At 63.5% G+C, this 17583-nt stretch carries 18 protein-coding genes; 7 read left to right on the forward strand and 11 right to left on the reverse strand.

The genetic code is table 11. The features are described 5' to 3' along the window. Positions 1–357: 357 nt before the first annotated feature. The 5 genes from HMPREF3171_RS11605 to HMPREF3171_RS03420 form a co-directional block, all read right to left on the reverse strand. On the reverse strand, positions 358–459 hold the full coding sequence (locus tag HMPREF3171_RS11605; RefSeq protein WP_003855542.1) for a 30S ribosomal protein bS22: 102 nt from the start codon (positions 457–459) through the stop codon (positions 358–360). Between the two features lie 211 nt (positions 460–670). After that, complete coding sequence (locus tag HMPREF3171_RS03405; RefSeq protein ID WP_070421497.1) at positions 671–862, reverse strand: helix-turn-helix domain-containing protein; 192 nt, start codon at positions 860–862, stop codon at positions 671–673. 181 nt (positions 863–1043) lie between these two features. Beyond that, positions 1044–1856 carry a pyrroline-5-carboxylate reductase gene (gene proC / locus HMPREF3171_RS03410; protein WP_070483032.1) on the reverse strand — a complete coding sequence of 271 codons (813 nt, stop codon included), beginning with the start codon at positions 1854–1856 and terminating at the stop codon, positions 1044–1046. An 11-nt stretch (positions 1857–1867) separates the two neighbouring features. Beyond that, complete coding sequence (locus HMPREF3171_RS12045) at positions 1868–2716, reverse strand: hypothetical protein (RefSeq protein WP_070482905.1); 849 nt, start codon at positions 2714–2716, stop codon at positions 1868–1870. Beyond that, positions 2717–3670, reverse strand: a complete 954-nt coding sequence (locus HMPREF3171_RS03420; protein WP_070482908.1) for a Ppx/GppA family phosphatase — start codon at positions 3668–3670, stop codon at positions 2717–2719. Positions 3671–3703: 33 nt separating this feature from the next. Here HMPREF3171_RS03420 and HMPREF3171_RS03425 point away from each other — a divergent pair, with 33 nt between their 5' ends. Beyond that, positions 3704–4603, forward strand: a complete 900-nt coding sequence (locus HMPREF3171_RS03425; protein WP_070482911.1) for a DUF3109 family protein — start codon at positions 3704–3706, stop codon at positions 4601–4603. On the opposite strand, the gene HMPREF3171_RS03430 is transcribed toward HMPREF3171_RS03425, so the two are convergent. The 3 genes from HMPREF3171_RS03430 to HMPREF3171_RS03440 are packed head-to-tail and all read right to left on the reverse strand — an operon-like array spanning position 4585 to position 7212. Then, the gene (locus HMPREF3171_RS03430; protein ID WP_070421500.1) at positions 4585–5274 is read right to left on the reverse strand and encodes a response regulator transcription factor; all 690 of its coding nucleotides are present in this window, start codon (positions 5272–5274) and stop codon (positions 4585–4587) included. The genes HMPREF3171_RS03425 and HMPREF3171_RS03430 overlap by 19 nt on opposite strands. Then, positions 5271–6455, reverse strand: a complete 1185-nt coding sequence (locus HMPREF3171_RS03435) for a sensor histidine kinase (protein ID WP_070482915.1) — start codon at positions 6453–6455, stop codon at positions 5271–5273. The genes HMPREF3171_RS03430 and HMPREF3171_RS03435 overlap by 4 nt, the downstream gene beginning before the upstream one ends. Before the next feature lie 10 nt (positions 6456–6465). Next, positions 6466–7212, reverse strand: coding sequence for a phosphoglyceromutase (locus HMPREF3171_RS03440; protein ID WP_070482918.1), 747 nt, complete (start codon positions 7210–7212; stop codon positions 6466–6468). A 40-nt stretch (positions 7213–7252) separates the two neighbouring features. Here HMPREF3171_RS03440 and HMPREF3171_RS03445 point away from each other — a divergent pair, with 40 nt between their 5' ends. Next, positions 7253–8353, forward strand: a complete 1101-nt coding sequence (locus HMPREF3171_RS03445; protein ID WP_141743331.1) for a chymotrypsin family serine protease — start codon at positions 7253–7255, stop codon at positions 8351–8353. On the opposite strand, the gene mshA is transcribed toward HMPREF3171_RS03445, so the two are convergent. Continuing rightward, complete coding sequence (mshA, locus tag HMPREF3171_RS03450) at positions 8350–9612, reverse strand: D-inositol-3-phosphate glycosyltransferase (protein ID WP_070482924.1); 1263 nt, start codon at positions 9610–9612, stop codon at positions 8350–8352. The genes HMPREF3171_RS03445 and mshA overlap by 4 nt on opposite strands. A gap of 126 nt (positions 9613–9738) precedes the next feature. Then, entirely contained in the window at positions 9739–10734 is a 996-nt protein-coding gene (locus tag HMPREF3171_RS03455; RefSeq protein WP_246815311.1) for a MinD/ParA family ATP-binding protein, read from the reverse strand. Positions 10735–10881: 147 nt separating this feature from the next. Here HMPREF3171_RS03455 and HMPREF3171_RS03460 point away from each other — a divergent pair, with 147 nt between their 5' ends. Both HMPREF3171_RS03460 and HMPREF3171_RS03465 read left to right on the forward strand, forming a co-directional pair. Further along, positions 10882–12576 carry a long-chain-fatty-acid--CoA ligase gene (locus tag HMPREF3171_RS03460; protein WP_070482927.1) on the forward strand — a complete coding sequence of 565 codons (1695 nt, stop codon included), beginning with the start codon at positions 10882–10884 and terminating at the stop codon, positions 12574–12576. A 24-nt stretch (positions 12577–12600) separates the two neighbouring features. Beyond that, positions 12601–14322 carry a long-chain-fatty-acid--CoA ligase gene (locus HMPREF3171_RS03465; RefSeq protein ID WP_070421586.1) on the forward strand — a complete coding sequence of 574 codons (1722 nt, stop codon included), beginning with the start codon at positions 12601–12603 and terminating at the stop codon, positions 14320–14322. Between the two features lie 156 nt (positions 14323–14478). Here the strand turns inward: HMPREF3171_RS03465 and HMPREF3171_RS03470 are convergent, their stop codons facing one another. Further along, positions 14479–15480: a UDP-N-acetylmuramate dehydrogenase gene (locus HMPREF3171_RS03470; RefSeq protein WP_141743332.1), complete on the reverse strand. Its 1002-nt coding sequence runs from the start codon at positions 15478–15480 to the stop codon at positions 14479–14481. A gap of 24 nt (positions 15481–15504) precedes the next feature. Here HMPREF3171_RS03470 and HMPREF3171_RS03475 point away from each other — a divergent pair, with 24 nt between their 5' ends. The 3 genes from HMPREF3171_RS03475 to HMPREF3171_RS03485 are packed head-to-tail and all read left to right on the forward strand — an operon-like array spanning position 15505 to position 17577. Continuing rightward, positions 15505–15996 carry a DUF2505 domain-containing protein gene (locus tag HMPREF3171_RS03475; RefSeq protein ID WP_070421584.1) on the forward strand — a complete coding sequence of 164 codons (492 nt, stop codon included), beginning with the start codon at positions 15505–15507 and terminating at the stop codon, positions 15994–15996. A gap of 59 nt (positions 15997–16055) precedes the next feature. Then, on the forward strand, positions 16056–16808 hold the full coding sequence (locus HMPREF3171_RS03480; protein ID WP_371326415.1) for a class I SAM-dependent methyltransferase: 753 nt from the start codon (positions 16056–16058) through the stop codon (positions 16806–16808). A gap of 10 nt (positions 16809–16818) precedes the next feature. Beyond that, positions 16819–17577, forward strand: a complete 759-nt coding sequence (locus tag HMPREF3171_RS03485; RefSeq protein ID WP_070421508.1) for an LmeA family phospholipid-binding protein — start codon at positions 16819–16821, stop codon at positions 17575–17577. The last annotated feature ends 6 nt before the right edge of the window (positions 17578–17583 follow it).

Raw genomic sequence — 17583 nt, forward strand, 5'->3', positions numbered from 1 at the left:
ACGCCATAACAGGCCTCAAGACACGAAAACACCGTGTTTCAACCCCACGAACACACCAGTCCACCACCCCAACGCTCATCGTCTAGCACCCTGAAACACCAGCTAGACGATCAGCCCCATAACGACAAACAACCCCAACACCACCAGGGCAAACACAGAGGCCGAAACGAGATCGTCTAGCAGCATCACAAGCCCAGCTAGACGATCAGCCCACAGACCAGGAGAACACCACCCCACCATCCGCCCCAACCCCAATCCGACGCCATATATAGGGACACACCCACACCCCACCATCCGCTCCACGGAAGGCAAACAAAAAGCCCGCCTCCACAAAAACGGAGGCGGGCGGCGCTTGGCTTACTTGCCGAGCTTACGACGCTGCACACGAGTGCGGCGGAGCATCTTGCGGTGCTTCTTCTTCGACATACGCTTGCGGCGCTTCTTAATAACTGAACCCATAAGGCTTCCTCTTTTCTAACGTTGCTTCGTACGTACGTGGTCGGCACGACCGCTTGCGCGGAACAGTGGGAGGTGCACACTCCCACAGGTTGTGGCCAACCTGAACACGCCAAGCATACAGGCGTGCAGACCAGCAGCCAAAAACCGAAAACGCCCGTTCCCCCACTGAAATCAGGTGGGAACGGGCGTTTCGTAGGGGTCTGGAGTGGTTTTACCCCACGTCGTAGACGGAGGACTCCAGGTATTCGTTCACCGCGTTTTCGTTGACACGGAACGAACGGCCTACGCGGACGGCAGGCAGTTCGCCGGAGTGAACGAGGCGGTAGACGGTCATCTTGGAGACGCGCATAATCTCCGCGACTTCGGCGACCGTCAGGAACTTTCCTTTATCTTCATTAACCACTTAATTCTTACCTCTCGGCACGCAAACGCGCTGCAGGCTTCCCCTCCCGCAGGACGAACACGCACGTGCTCCAACCACCCTAACGTGAAACATGGGTTGAGTGCGACTTAAGGGAGAGAATTTTTTCAGAGTGCAGGTAGTGAACACACAGCATCAGTTGTGACGGGTGTGACTACCGGGGTTATTCCTCGCCAAGTTCCTTCGACCGGCGCGCACAGGCCTCCATCGCGCGGTAGAACGCACCACGCAGACCGGACTCCTCCAACTCGCGGATTGCACGCGCGGTTGTGCCTGCCGGGGACGAAACGTTGGCACGCAACTGCACGGGCCCATCCTCGCCTTCCAGCATCGCGCCTGCACCGGCCGCAGTGGCCTTAGCCAGACGCTCCGCAAGGTCGCGCGGCAGGCCGAGGGACACGCCCGCGTCCACCATCGCTTCGGTGACAAGGAAGAAGTACGCAGGGCCGGAGCCGGACACTGCGGTCACTGCGTCGATCTGCGGTTCGGTGACGGTGACAACCTCGCCGGCGGCGGCGAGCAGTTCATCGACGGTCTGCCGCTGCTCGTCGTCAACGAAACGCCCGTAGGTCACCGCAAGCACGCCCTTACCGACGAGCATGGGCGTATTCGGCATAACGCGCGCGATCGGGACGCCTGCGAGCGCCACTGCCTCTTCCATCGCTGCCAGCGTGATACCTGCTGCCATGGAGACCAGGACCGGGGTGTTGTCGGCGTCGCCAAAGCCTTCGCCAATTTCGGCGATGACGTCGAGGATGCCCGCGGGTTTCACGCACAGGAACACGACGTCGGCGTGCTGTACGGCTTCGTGGTTGTCGTTGGTGGTGCGCACGCCGTAGCGCTCACGCAATACTTCGCTGCGTTGCGACGACCTATTCGTCGCCGTGATCTTCTCCGGGTCGTAACCGGACTGGATCAGACCCGACAGGAGCGCTTCGCCGATATTTCCGGCGCCAATAATTGCGATGTTTGCCATGGTTGCCATGTTTAGATCAACGCGGGCCCAAATGCCATAACTGCTGCAGCGATACCTGCAAGCGCCATGTTCAGGCCATCACGTCCGGTGCGCATCGCACGCACACCGAAGACCACGCCGACCACTGCGACGATGCCAAGCAGCACCGCGACAACTGGGATGACGTGCGCCCACAGCCACTTGAATGCCAGGAACCCAAGCACACCCAGCAGCACGCCCAGGCCAACGAGCAGCACCATCAGAATCGGGTTGATGGAGGCGTCCTCGACTTCGATGTCGCGGACGTCCTCATCAGGCAGGTCGTTCTCGAACAGGTCGAGCTCCGCATCCTGCTTATCGACGACTACCTCATCTACCGGCTTCTCCTCCGACTGAGGAGCCGCCACAGCAGCCGCAGCTGCCGCAGGCGCCGCCGGTGCCGTGGCCTGTGCTGCAGGCTTCTCCGCAGGCTTAGCAGCAGGTTTCTCTGCCGGCTTTCCTGCCGGCTTGGCAGCGCCTTCGCGCACGACCGGAATGACGTGGGTGTCGTCCTCGGCAGGCGGAGCCTGAGTCGGCTTCGCCTTGGCCACTGCCTCTTCAGGCTTCTCCTGCTTGGCAGGCTTCTCCTGCTTGGCAGGCTTCTCCGCAGGCTTCTCCTGCTTGGGGGTCTTTGCCGGTTCGGCGGGGGCGTCGATAGGCACGCTCGAGTGCTTCGCCTCGACAGGCTTGACGTTGACCTTCTTAAAGGAGTCGGTGAGCTCGGCGACCGAAACGCCACCGTCTTCGAGGCTGCGGCGGCGCCGGGGGCGTCGTGTGGCCGAAGGGTTTTCCTTCTCGGCGCGCGCGAGGAGCTCGGCTACCGTGAGCTGCTTGTCGGCCATTTACTCGTCGTCTCCTTTATCGGCATTCAAACCGCCCTGGTCGATGCGTTTCAGAATCACGCCTTCACGCAAGGCCCACGGGCAGATCTCCAACTTATCAATATTTAGTGCGCGCATTGCAGCCTCGGCAACGAGGGCACCGGCGACGATCTGGTGGGATCGGTCCGCATTGATGCCTTCGAGCTCCGCACGGTCCGCTGCTGTCATGCGTGAAATGAACGCGATGAGCTGGCGCAAACCGGGTGCGGTGAGGGTGCGCTGCACGAACGGACCTGCCGACGATGGTGCTGCACCGGTAAGGCGGGCCAGGGAGCGGAACGTCTTGGAGGTGCCCACCGCCAGGCCTACCTCGCCAAGTGCTTTAAATTCTTCGGCGGGGCCGGCGAGTTCCGCGTCGATGTAGTCGCGCAGCATGTTGATCTTCTTACGCTCTGGCGGGTCGGTGTCGAACCACTCGTGGGTCAGACGGCCAGCGCCGAGGTCCAGCGACACTGCCAGGTCCGGCATTTCTTCGGTGCCTGAGGAAATCTCGAGCGAGCCACCGCCGATGTCCAGGTTGGTGATGCGGCCGGCGGACCAGCCGTGCCAGCGGCGGGCGGCGAGGAAGGTCAGGCGTGCTTCCTCTTCGCCGGAGAGGATCTCCAGATCCACGCCGGTTTTCTTCTTCACCTGCTTCAGCACGTCCTCGGAGTTCGTCGCGGAGCGTACTGCCGAGGTGGCGAAGGCAAGGACCTCTTGGCACTTGAGATTGTTGGAGAGGTCGGCTGCTTCCTGGCAGGCGTCGACAAGTTTGTCGATGCCTTTTTGTTCGATGTTGCCTTTCTTATCCAGCAACTCGACAAGCCGCAGCGGCTGCTTCCAGTCACTCATCGGGGTGGGGCGTCCGCCACCGTATGCATCGACCGCCACAAGATGGACGGTGTTGCTTCCGACGTCTAATACACCTAATCGCACCACCTCAGCGTAACGGGTCTACGGTGTGCAAGTGTGAATCAACCAGCCCCGAATCCTGTTTTTCTTGGCTTTCCGGCAGATTCCCCGGCAGGTCGCTCCATTGCGGCAGGCAGGGAAACGGCCCAGGAATTCCCGCGCGAATGGTTTGAGTTTGTCCACCCGGAGGACCCTGACCACACGTTTTCGCTAGATCTGACCTGGCTCGAGTCCACCTGGTCGTGCCGATTTGGCACGTCACAGTGCCTGGGTATCGACGAATCCAACCAGGCGGTCGGCTGCTGCATCCACGGCGCATACATTGCCGACGAAGAAGACCGCGACACCGTATATAACTCCGTTGCGTTGATGCCGGCGAAGTACTGGCAGTTGCGTCCGGCCGACACGGATGAGTTCTTCAAGGCTGACGACCCCACGTGGCTCGAGCCGTGGCTGGAGTGGGACGACAGCGATGAAGAGGACGACGGTCCGCACATCAAGACAAAGGTGGTCGACGGCGCTTGCATCTTTGCTAACCGCCCCGGCCACCCGACCGGTGCGGGCTGTGCGCTGCACCAGTGGGCGATGGCGGAAGGCCACAACATCGTTGGCACTAAGCCGGAAGTGTGCTGGCAGGTGCCGTTCTCCCGCGAGGATGAATGGCAAGAGCGTAGCGACGGCCACGAGATCCTGCGCACCACCATCGGTGAGTACGACCGCCGCCAATGGGGCGACGGCGGCGAGGACTTCGACTGGTGGTGCACCGCCTCACCGCAGTGCCACACCCCGAACAACGGCAGCCTCAAGCCGATTTGGCAGTCCATGAAGGACGAGTTGATTGCGCTGATTGGTGAGGTCCCGTATGCGATCGTCGCAAAGCATTGCGAGGCTCGCGCGAACCTGCCGCAGGAGGCGAAAGCCACCCACCCCGCGACGGATCAGGCCTCGAACTTGTAACCCAGGCCGCGCACGGTAACCAGCTGAGTGGGGCGCTTCGGCTCCGCCTCGATCTTGGAACGCAACCGCTTGACGTGCACGTCCAGGGTCTTGGTGTCGCCCACGTAATCGGCGCCCCAGATGCGGTCGATCAACTGGCCGCGGGTGAGCACGCGGCCGGCGTTGCGCATGAGGTACTCAAGCAGGTCGAACTCCTTGAGCGGCATGGGCACCGGCTGGCCGTCCACCAGCACCGTGTGGCGGTCGATGTCCATGACCACCCGGCCGCCCTTCAGCAGCTGGTCGTCGGCCTCCTCCACACTTTCCGCCTCCGGACCGCGGCGCAGCACCGCGCGGATGCGGGCGACGAGTTCGCGGGTGGAGTACGGCTTGGTCACGTAATCGTCCGCCCCCAGCTCCAGGCCGACAACCTTATCGATCTCACTGTCACGCGCCGTGACCATAATGATCGGCACCGACGACTCCGCACGCAGCTTTCGGCACACCTCCGTGCCACTCATCCCCGGCAGCATGAGATCCAGCAGAACCAGATCGATGTCTTCAGAGTCGAAGAGCTGCAGCGCCGTCGGACCGTCCGGCGCGATCTTGGTCTCAAACCCTTCCTTGCCCAGCAAAAACGCGAGCGGGTCCGATAAGTTCTCTTCGTCCTCGACGATAAGGATGGTCGTCACTGCTGCTCAAGTTCCTTTCTGCCAGCAGAGGCGTGAACAGATTCCGGGTCAAAGATCGGCAACTCAATGGTGAACGTTGAGCCGGTGCCGGGCCTAGACCACACGGTTATGTTACCGCCATGGTTGGCAACCACGTGCTTGACAATCGCCAGTCCCAGGCCAGTGCCACCTGTCGAGCGAGAACGGGCCTTATCCACCCGGTAGAACCGCTCAAACACGCGTTTTTGGTCCTCGGGCGCAATGCCGATGCCGCGGTCCGTGACACGGATCAGCACCGCTTTGTCGCGCACCGTTTTCTGCGTGATGCTCACCGGCTGCCCATCCGGCGAGTAGTTGATCGCGTTGGAGATCAGGTTGGCCACCGCCACTGTGAGCATCGACTTGTCGCCGAGCACGTACAGCCCAGTGGGGGCGCCACGGTTGATTTCAATCTTGCGGTTTTCGGCGGTGACGTGGTTGCGGATGACGGCTTCGTCGATGATGTCGTCGACACGCACTGGCGCCATGTCGGGCAGCGCTTCCGCGCCTTGCAACTTCGACAGCGCAATCAGGTCCGTGATCATCTCCCCCATGCGGTGCGCTTCCTTGTGCAGTTTCCCGCCGAAGTATTCGACCATCTCCGGGTCAGTCGGATCCTGCAGAAGCGCCTCCGCCAGCAGCGACATGCCACCGACGGGGGTTTTGAGCTCGTGCGAGACATTTGCGACGAAATCACGCCGCGCGTGCTCCATCCGCACATTCTCAGACTCGTCGGAGCCGTAAATGATCACCGACGAGTTATCCGTCAGCGTCAACGGAGCAACTACCGCGCGCACGTTACGGATGCGGTTACCGGTGGTGCGCTGTGGCATCTCCATGTCGATGACACGTTGCTCCGCATCGTCCATCACCTGCTCCGCAACATCGAATACGCGGGGGTTGACGGTGCCGTCGTGCACAAGCGACATATCGTGGGCACGCGCGTTGGACAGTTGCACCTTGCCATTTCTTCCAACGACGACGATGCCGGTGGGCGATCCCTGTGTCACCAGGTGCAACATATCGCTGACAGTGCTCACGCCAGTGTCTTCATCGTGGTCGTCCGCACTGTTTCGGGCATACCAACGCAATGCCCGCCGCCCGAGATGGGCAGCGGGGACGGCGACGAGCGCGCCGAGAATAAACGCAAGAACTGGCGACACAGCCTAAGCGCTACTTCTTGCCCTGGTTAGCCACAGCGGCAGCGCCAGCAGCGGCAGCCTCCGGGTCGAGGTAGGTACCGCCCGGGTTGAGCACCTTGCCGCGCTCGCCGATTTCGTACAGCAACGGCATACCGGTCGGGATGTTCAGAGCCGCAATGTCCTCGTCGGAAATGCCGTCGAGGTACTTCACCAGCGCACGCAGAGAGTTACCGTGCGCTGCGACCATGACAGTCTTGCCCTGCAGCAGCTGCGGCAAGATTGCCTCCTCGTAGTACGGCAGGAAGCGACACACAACGTCCTGCAGGCACTCGGTGCGCGGCACCTCCGGCAGGAACGCGTAGCGCGGGTCGTTGGTCTGCGCGTACTCGTTATCGATGTCAATCGCCGGTGGCGGAGTGTCGTAGGAACGACGCCACTCCATGAACTGCTCATCGCCGTACTTGTCGCGGATCTCCGCCTTGTTCAGGCCCTGCAGCTTGCCGTAGTGGCGCTCGTTGAGGCGCCAGTTGCGCACAACCGGGATCCAGTGGCGGTCCGCTGCGTTCAGCGCAATGTTGGCGGTGCGGATCGCGCGACGCAGCAGCGAGGTGAACACGATGTCCGGCAGGACACCCTTTTCAACCATGAGCTTGCCGGCGTTGACGGCTTCGCGCTCACCCTGCTCTGTCAGGTCGACGTCCACCCAGCCGGTGAACTGGTTCGACTTGTTCCACTCACTTTGACCGTGACGTACAAGAATCAACTTTCCGTTACCCATAACTTTAAGCATGCCACGAAAGAGGTTTAGTGTCGTGGGCATGCTCAAGGTTTTTCGCTACGCCGCCGCGGTTGCCGTCGCCGCGGCACTGACCACTGCCCCATCTGCTGCCGCAGCGCCTGCGCTTGCCGCCCCCGGCGCACCCGTGGCCACACTGTTTCAGGGCTCTGATTCCTTTGCCAACACCTCGCGCTGCAGCCAGGGTCCTTCCGGTGTGGTGCGCACCCCTGACGGGCAGACGAAGCGGATCATGATCACCGCCGCGCACTGCTTCGACGTGGACGATAAAACGGTGCGCCCGGAGGTGTACGCGCCGGTACGAAGTGGTGGCGGGGTGCGCTACCCGCGGGTGGGCAGCGTGGATACGCAGCGCAAGAAGTTCGAGCTGGGCAACGGCGAGTTGATGGACTTCTACCGCATTATCGACGAGCCCGACTGGGCCATGGTCCGCCTCGACCCAGGCGTTTCTGCCTCCGGCTGGTCCACCTCCCGCGACCAGTGGGGCAGCACCCCCTCCCGGAACGTTGCAATCACTGGCGTGAAGGATTACCGCAGCCTGGGCAACGAGCTGATCAGCTTTGACAACTTTGGCCAGCCCATCTGCAAAGACGGCATGCGCACCGGCCGCTCGTGCGGCACCCAGGTGTTCCGTACACAGAACTTCATCTGGCACGTCGGGTTGAACTACGCCTCGGGTGATTCCGGCGGCATCAACTACGACCCGCGCACGGGCGAGGCCATCGGGTTGACCGTCATTGGATACGGCCCCTTCGGCAACTCCCAGCAGATCGACCATGCGCTCGAGTCCGCCTACGGCATCCCCGACGGTCAGGTAAATCAGGCGTTTACTCCTGCTGAGCCGGCGCCGCGCGCGGAGTTTGCGACGCTTCGCGACGAAATCGCCCAGCACAACCCAGCCGCCGCCAACAAGCCCGCGCCGGCACCGTCGAAGTTCCACAAACTCACCGGCGCAGTCAACGGTGCCCAGGCTGATGCTGCTCGCCTCGCCGGGGAGGCGCAGCGTCTTCCCCAAGCAGCAGACCCGGTTGCCGCAGCGCAGGAGCTTGCCGGACGTGCGGGTGCCGCAGCCAACCAGCGTGCAGGTGAGATCAGCGCCGCCGTGAACGCGATCATCCGCTAGTTGCCGCCGGGGATCCGGGGAGCCTCACAGGGGTCGTAACCGTCGAGCGCTTGCTTATAGACGCCCGCGAGCTGGTCTGCCGACGCCGCCCAGCTAAACCGGGCCGCGTGGCGGACGGCGGATTCGCCCATGTGGATGCGCGTGGAGTCGTCGATAAGCAACCGCTCCAGCGCGTCCGCCCACTCGTTGGTGTCGTGACTGCCCGCCAGCAGGCCGGTCTCCCCGTCACACACCGCGATCGGGAGCCCGCCGACCTTCGCCGCCACCACCGGCGTACCTGTGGCCTGCGCTTCCACGGCGACCAGGCCGAAGCTTTCATTGTAACTCGGCACCGCCACAATGTCCGCCGCCTGGTAGATGCTGACAAGTTCCTCCGGCGGGCGCGGGCCAAGGAAACGCACGGTGGCACCCAGCGCCTCCTCGTCCGCGATCGCACGGTAGTGCTCTACTGAGGAGCCGGACCCGCTCGCCCCACCACAGATGATCACGCGCAACGGACCTTCGACGCTGCCGCGGCGCACGACCTCCCCCATCGCACGCAACAACACCTGCGGACCCTTGAAGTCCTGCAACCTGCCCACGAACGCCACCACCTTCGCATGCAGCGGAATACCCAGGTGGCGGCGCGCAAGTTCCGTGTTGCGGTTCGTGCCAGGGGTGAACAGTTCCGTGTCCGCACCAGGGCTGACTACGTCGATCTTCGACGGGTCCACGTCGTAGAAGCGGGCAAGCTCGCTGGTTTCATCCTCGGTGTTGACCACGAGCGTTTCGGCGTTGTCCACGAGTTGCTGCTCACAAATACGGCGCGCCTCCGACTCCGAGCCACCCACACCGTAGGCGTTTTTCACCGCCGCCCACGTATGCCCGGTGTGCACCAGTGGCACCCCAGCAAGGTCGGCGAGCAACCACCCCACCTGGCCGGAGAGCCAGTAGTGGGAATGGATCAGGTCGTAGGAGCGCTCGTCTGCTCGGCAGAACTGCACCACCCCGCCGGCGAACGCCGCGAGTTGGGTGGGCAGGTCTTCTTTCTCCAGCCCCTCATACGGCCCGGCGACGATATTGATCACCCGGTAGCCTGGCTCGACCTCGACGATCTCGCCCTGGCTGGGCCGCGTCGCACGGGTGAACACATCCACCTGCGTGCCCTGGCGGGCCAGTTGGGTCGCAATGTTGTGAACGTAGACGTTCATGCCACCGGCATCACCTATCCCCGGCTGCTCAAGCGGAGACGTGTGCATTGAAATCATGGCGACGCGCATGCGGGCCAGATTAGCGCGACTGTGTGGTTCCTGACAGACTCCGCAGGCTGTTTGTGCCGACCTGGGCATATGGGGCTGTCTGACAGATTCCGCCGGGAAGTGTCAGGGCAGAAAATAGCCGCCACGTCAGTGCGCCGCGTGCCGGTGCCACGCACCGAAGTCCGCCGCGACCGTCGCCGCCAGGTGCTGGTAGGCCTTGAGCGTCGCCGGGGCCATGCGTTCCAAATCGACGACCGCACCTTCCGCCAAGTGCCTGTCGTACGGGATCGTGTGCACCGCCCGCGTGCGCGAGGCGAAGTGTTCGGTGACCTTGCCCATATCGATGGTCGGCTTGCCCGGTGCGGATGAGGAAACGACCACGACAGCGTTGGCGGCCAACTGGTCGTAGCCGTGGAGGTTGAGCCAGTCGAGGGTCGCGGATGCGGACTGCGCGCCGTCGAGAGCAGGTGAGGTGACCAGCACAAGCGCGTTGGCCAGGTCGAGCACGCCCGCCATCGCGGAGTGCATCAGGCCGGTGCCACAGTCGGTGAGAATGACGTTGTAGTGGTGCTGCAGGATGTCGATGGCGTGGCGGTAGTCGGCTTCCGAAAACGCCTCGGAGACCGCCGGGTCTCGCTCGGAGCCGATCACCTCGAGCCGCGATGCTGCCTGGTTAGTAAAGGCACGGACCTGCGGGTAGCGGTGCGTTTCCGGCGCGTGGAGCAGGTCACGGATGGTGGCCGGTGGCGCGGTTGCTGCGCGTTGGGCAAGTGTGCCCAGGTCCGGGTTGGCGTCGATGGCGATGACGCGATCCCCACGGGTCTGTGCGAACACGCCTCCAAGGCCAACGGTGGTTGTGGTCTTACCGACGCCACCTTTCAGGCTCATCACCGCAATGCGGTAGTCGCCGCGCAGGGGCGCACGGATGGCGTCGATAAGCTGCTGCTCCTCGAGCTCTTTGCGCGAACCGCCCGGGTTGATGCGACCACGAGTGGCGGTGTGGATCATTTTGCGCCAGCCCTGTTTCGGCGGCGATTTCACCGGATCCACCAGGTTGGTTTGATCGAGCACCTCAGGTGGTGTGAGTTCAAGCTCCGGCATGGCAACAGCGTCGCGAAGCGTGGCGTCATGGAACGTGGTCATGAAAAATCCCCCCGTATTTCCCCAAATATGTGATGCGGGCAAGTGTAGATGATCAATTTCTTGTGCGCACCCATTCACAACCTACGCAAGAGTAAGTTATACTCCGCAACACGTTTAGTTACACCTGACCACAACCGAGAGGATGCAATGGGCGCCGCAGACACACAGGCCTGGATTGAGCAATACGCCGAATGGACGAACCCGCGTCCCGAAATCGGCACAGATACGCTCGTGAGCTGGTTCAACCGGGCCGTGGCCACCCAACCGCGCAGCGCCGCAACATGGTTCATGGGCAAGGAGCTCACCTACGCCGAGCTCAACGATCACGTCGGCAGCGCGGCAGCCGGCTTGGCCAAACTCGGCATCCAGCCTGGGGACCGCGTTGCGGTTGCGCTACCCAACTGTCCGCAGCACGTCATCGCAGTCACGGCAATCCTGCGACTGGGCGCGGTCGTCGTCGAACACAACCCGCTCTACACCGCAGACGAGCTCGAGCCACAATTCAACGACCACGGAGCGAAGATTGCGATTGTCTTCGACCGTGAAGCGGACACCTTCCTCTCCCTGCGCGGACGCACCCCGCTGGAAACCGTTGTGGCCGTCAACATGATCGACGAAATGCCAACGCACCTCAAGGCATTGCTCGCACTGCCAATTCCGCCAGTAAAGAAGAAGCGCGCCGAGCTCAGCGCCCCCGCCCCAGGGACCATGAACTTCACCGACCTGCTGCGGACACGTTCTCGCACGGTGCACTTGCCACCGATCGAGCCGGAAACTACCGCCTTTATCCTCTACACCTCGGGCACATCCGGGAAACCGAAGGGCGCGCCGCTGACGCACCGCAATATCGTCTCGGTCCTCAAGGCGGGCATCGAGTGGCTGGAGGACTGGGGTGCGGTGCGCGAAAAGGTGCTCGCCGTGCTGCCGATGTTCCACATCTACGGCCTTGCGTTGAACTACGGCCTGCCACTGACGGTCGGCGGGCAGATCGTGCTCGTGCCCGCACCGCAGCCGCAGTTGTACCAGTCGGCGATCCTGAAAACGCGGCCTACGATGCTGCCGGGCGTGCCCACGCTGTACGCCAAGATCATCGAATGGGCGAAGAAAGACAACGTCGACCTTTCCTCGATTCACACGTCGATCTCCGGCGCATCCACCCTGCCTGCAGAGACGATCGAACTGTGGGAAAACACCACGGGCGGGCGCCTCATCGAAGGCTACGGCCTGACGGAAACCTCGCCGATCCTCGCCGGCAACCCCCTCGACGGCACACGTCGTCCGGGCTACATCGGTCTCCCCTTCCCCAATACGGAGATCCGCATCGCTGACCCGGACGACCCTTCTCGCACCATGCCCGACGGTGAGCCAGGCGAGCTGCTTGCCCGTGGCCCGCAGGTCTTCGCTGGTTACCTGAACAACCCGGAGGCAAACGAGAACGCGTTCCACGATGGTTGGTTCCGCACCGGCGACATGGCCGTCATGGAGCCGGACGGCTGGATCAAGTTGGTGGCGCGCATCAAGGAGATGATCATCACCGGCGGCTTCAACGTGTACCCGGACGAGGTGGAGGGCGTACTTCGCCGCCATCCGGATATCGACGACATCGCGGTCGTCGGCCGCCCCCGCGAGGATGGCGCCGAGGATGTCGTCGCGTGCATCACGCTTGTCGACGGCGCCGCGCTCGACCCCGAAGGCCTCAAGGCCTACGCCCGCAAGCACCTGACGCGCTACAAGGTGCCGCGCGAGTTCTACCACTTCGAGGAGCTGAACCGGGACCAGACAGGCAAGATTCGTCGCCGTGAGGTTCGCGACACTCTCGTCAGTCTTCTTACCCAACCGTAGGTAGATGGGCGTAGGGTGGTCACCATGACTTCACCCTCCCCAACCAATGGAGATGCCCCCTGGCTGCAGTACTACCCCGAGTGGACCGCCCACTCGCTGGAGTACGGCAACCGCACGCTGAACGATCTTTACGACGACAACCTGGCCGCCAACGGCAACAACACCGCCACCAGGTTCTTCGGCCGCACCCAGACGTTTAGCGAGCTCGACCGCGAGGTGCGCCGCGCCGCCGCAGGTCTGAAAGCCTTTGGCGTTCGCCCGGGTGACCGCGTGGCGATTATGCTGCCGAACTGCCCCCAGCACGTCGCCGCGTTCTTCGCCGTCCAGAAAATTGGTGGTGTCGTCGTCGAGCACAACCCGCTCTACACCGCCCACGAGCTGCGCCCGCAATTCAAGAACCACGGCGCCCGTGTAGCAATCGTGTGGGACAAGGCCGCCGACACGCTCGAGCAGCTGCGCGCCGATACCCCGCTGGAGACCGTGGTCAGCGTGAACATGATCAAGGCCATGCCGCGTGCCCAGCAGCTCGCGCTGCGCCTGCCGTTGCCGAAGGTGATGGAAGCCCGCGCAGCACTCACCGGCCCGTGCAGCAACACGGTGCCGTGGGAGTCCCTGACCAGCTCCGCCATCGGTGGGCTGGGCACTGACTTGGAAACCCCAGCAGAGATCACTCCGGAAAGCCCCGCGGTGATCCTGTACACCTCCGGCACGACCGGCGCGCCGAAGGGCGCGGCACTCTCGCACGCAAACCTGGTTGCCAACCCGCTGCAAGGCCAGGCGTGGGTAAAGGAACTCCAAGAGGGCAACCAGCGCATGCTGGCGGCCCTGCCGTTCTTCCACGCCTACGGCCTGACGTTCTCGTTGACGTTGACCATGCTGATCGGCTCAGAACTTGTGCTCCTGCCAGCCCCGCAGATGCCTCTTGTGATGAAGGCGATCAAGAAGACCCCGCCGACGTTCATCCCGGGTGTGCCCACATTGTTTGAGCGCATCCTGCAGGCTGCGGAGAAGAAGAACATCGACCTGTCCCCGGTCCAGATTGGCTTCTCGGGTGCGTCGTCGCTGCCGAAGGAGATTATCGAGGGCTGGGAGCGCGCCACCGGCGGTCGCCTGGTCGAAGGCTACGGTCTGACGGAGACGTCACCGATCATCGTCGGCAACCCGCAGACCGCGGACCGTCGCCCCGGCTACATCGGCATCCCCTTCCCCGACACCGAGATCCGCATCGTCGACCCGGACAACCCGGACAAGGACATGCCCTACGGCGAGGACGGCGAAATCCTGGCGAAGGGCCCGCAGGTGTTCTCCGGCTACTTCAACAACCCTGAGGCCACCGAGAAGGTCTTCCACAACGGTTGGTTCCGCACCGGCGACATGGGTGTGATGGAGGAGGACGGCTTTATCAAGCTCGTCTCCCGCATCAAGGAGCTCATCATCACCGGCGGGTTCAACGTCTACCCTGCGGAGGTTGAGGAGGTCATCCGCACCCACAAGGACGTCGAGGATGTCGCCGTCGTGGGCCGTCCACGCTCCGACGGTTCGGAGGATGTTGTCGCCTGCGTCGTGCTTCGCGACGGCGCCGCCCTCGACCCCGACGGCCTGAAGGACTTCGCCCGCGAGAACCTCACCCGTTACAAGGTGCCGCGCACCTTCTACCACTTCGAGGAGCTGGCCAAGGACCAGATGGGCAAGCTACGCCGCCGCGAGGTCCGCGAGGACCTGCTGTCCAAGCTCGAGCAGCGCTAAAGGCTCGGTCCGGACACCCGCGCTGCTTTGTTGGTCTCGCGGCGGCCATCCGCCGCGCCGCCCCACAGATGGTGAGAACCTAATGGTGAGCTCGGCAAAATTTTGGCGTTCTCCCCGTTTGGTTCTCACCATTTGCGCGTGCGACGGGGGTTCGCGCTAAAGACCCACCCAGACCGGCTCGGGGTGCAGCTCAACGCCAAACTGCTTGTCGACGACCCCCTGCACCCTCCGCGCCAACGCCACGATGTCGTCCGCCGTGGCGTTACCCCTGTTCGTCAGCGCAAGGGTGTGCTTGGTGGACAGTCGTGCAGGTGCGTCCTCGCCGGGGAATCCGCGGGGGCAGCCGGCGCGCTCGATCAGCCACGCCGCAGACAACTTCTCTTGGCCCTCACCAGCGGCAAAGCGTGGCATGTGGTCTTCGCCGACCTTGGCCTCGATCTCATCCGCCAGTGAGGTGGGCACGACCGGGTTGGTGAAAAACGAGCCCGCGGACCACGTGTCGTGGTCGCCGGCGTCGAGCACCATGCCCTTCGCCCGGCGCGTCTCCAGCACGGATGCACGGGCCTCCGCCAGCGACACACGCTCCCCGCCCAGGTGGCGCAGCGGGATCGACTGGTCGGTCTTCTCCAGCGCCAGCTCGATCTCCAGTACCACCGCACGCGAGGTGAACTTCAGGTTGGAGTAGCGATACGCCAACTCCAGTGACTCGGCGGACACCCACTCGTCCGCATCCGTCTCGCGGTTGTAGAGACGCACGCGGGTGAGCACGTCCGAAATCTCGGAGCCGTACGCGCCGACGTTTTGCACCGGGGTCGCACCAGCGGAGCCCGGGATGCCCGACAAGGCTTCGATGCCGCCCAGGCCGTGGTCGACGGCAAAGGCAACCACGTCGTCCCAGACGGTGCCGGCTTGGATGCGCAACGTGGTGTCGTCGATAAGCGAGATACCCTCGTTGCGCACCAACACAGCAGAAAGATCGAGCGCACCTTCCGCAACAAGCAGGTTGGAACCGCCGCCGACAACAAGCAGCGGCGAACCGGCGCGATCAAGGCGCGCAACGGTCTCGGCGAGTGCTTCGGCGCTGGTGCACTCGATGATCTCGGCCGGCGAACCGCCGACGCGCAACGTAGTCAGAGAGGCGAATGATGGGGTTGACACGCCAACAACGGTAGTCTGTGACCCATGACTGCACGTAGTGAGATCACTGTGACCATCAACCAGCCGATCGAAAAGGTCGCGCAAGCCTACGCCACGCGCGAATACTGGGAGTTCATCGCAGAGAAACTCTCCCCGGAACCGGGCGAGCTCAACGAGTTCGCGGACAACACCGCAACCCTCTTTGAGATTCTGCCGACCTCTATCCTCCCGCCGGCAGCACAGGCGATGGTGTCCCAGGACCTGAAGCTCAAGCGCGTCGTCACCGTAGGCGCGCTCGACGGCGACACCGCCAAGCACACCATGACTGGCGACGTCAAGGGCACCCCGGTGGACCTCGGCGCCGAATACACCGCAACCCGCGACGGCGACAACACCAAGCTTGACTACGAGCTCGAAGCCAAGGTCAACATCCCGTTCATGGGCGCTGCCCTCGAGCCGAAGGTCGCCGAGGCACTCGAGGAGATCGTGGAAAACGAAGCGAAGCTCACCGAGCAGTGGATTAGCGAGAACCTCTAATCCCCCACTATCACAATCTCCGCGCCGATAACCCGGGTGCGGCGGGCAAACCCTACGGGGTGATCACCCGCGGCACGACCGGGTTTAATCGTCTGCGCAGATCTGATCGCTGGACCCGCTTTCACCCGCGGGTCCAGTCCCTGTTGCGAGCCGTACCCGACCCGCTGGCCGTGGATGTGGGCTACGGCGCCTCGCATGCCACCACCGTCGAATGGACCGGGTGGCTGCGCCAGATCCGCCCCGACATCGAGGTCGTGGGCCTGGAGATCGACCCGGAGCGCGTCCTGCCGCCCCGCGACGGCGTGCGTTTCGAGCTCGGTGGCTTCGAACTTGCTGGCTACCGCCCCCACCTCGTGCGCGCCTTCAACGTGCTGCGCCAATACGACGTCGACCAAGTCCCCGACGTGTGGGACACCGTCTGCTCACGCCTTGCGCCGGGCGGCCTGTTCGTCGAAGGCACCTGCGATGAAATCGGACGCCGTTGCGCATGGTTGCTTCTCGACGACACCGGCCCCGTCTCCTTAACCCTCTCCTGGGATCCCTTCCACACCGCAACCCCCTCAGAGGTGGCGGAGCGCCTCCCCAAAGCGCTGATCCACCGCAATGTGCCCGGCGAGGCCATCCACGCATTTCTTACCGACGCCGATACCGCCTGGGAACACGCCGCCGGATGGGAACCCCACGGCCCGCGCGTGCGCTGGCGCCACGCCCTCGACGACCTGGCCGCAAAATGGCCGATCACGCCCCAGCGGCGCCGCTTTTCCGACAATTCCGTGACCGTCGAGTGGAACGCCATCGCCCCAAGTTCCTAAACTGGCCCGCATGACCAAAGCCTGGAAAGTCACCCTCTCCATCATCGTCGGAGTACTCCTCCTGTTCGCCGTTGCGGAAGGAGGCATCCGCGCGTTCGTGTCCCACCAGGTCACGTCCGAAGCCCCGGAAGGCACCTCGGTGTCCTTCGGCCCAAAGCCAGTCACACTCGGCCTGCTGGGTGGAAAGTTCCCCCACATGAAAATCGACCAGGACTCCACCCTGGTTGTGGACGGCAACACCTTCACCGGCGCGCCCGCCGCCGTCGTGGAGATGGACAACGTCCACATCGCAGGTGGCGACCCGGTCGCCGAAACCCTCCACCTGACCTCCGATCTGCCCACCGACTACGTCCGCGCCATGCTCAACCAGCAGTTGGAGCAGCAGATGGGCGAGGACGCCGGATTCCTGGCCAACTTCATCAACGTCAGCGACGTCACCGCGAACCCCGAGGCCGGTACCTTCACCGTCGAGTTCAGCGGCGGTGTCGCAGGCATCGAACTGCGCCCCTCCATGCGTGACGGCCAACTCGCGCTCGAGGCCGAGAACACCTCCTTGTTCGGCTTCGACTTGCCCGACGGTGTCGCCGACGCCATCAGCGGCGCCCTGTCCAACGGCATGGCCCAGGAAGCCAACAGCACCATGCGTATCGACGACTTCCGCGTCATCGACGGCGGCCTCCAAGTCTCCATGGTGGGCACCGACGTGAACTTCAACGAACTGCAGATGATGCAAGAAAACCCCGCCGGGTTCACGACCCAGCAGGGTTAAGCGGTG

Origin of the sequence: Corynebacterium sp. HMSC08F01 (assembly GCF_001807545.1) — a bacterium.
Taxonomy (GTDB): domain Bacteria; phylum Actinomycetota; class Actinomycetes; order Mycobacteriales; family Mycobacteriaceae; genus Corynebacterium; species Corynebacterium coyleae.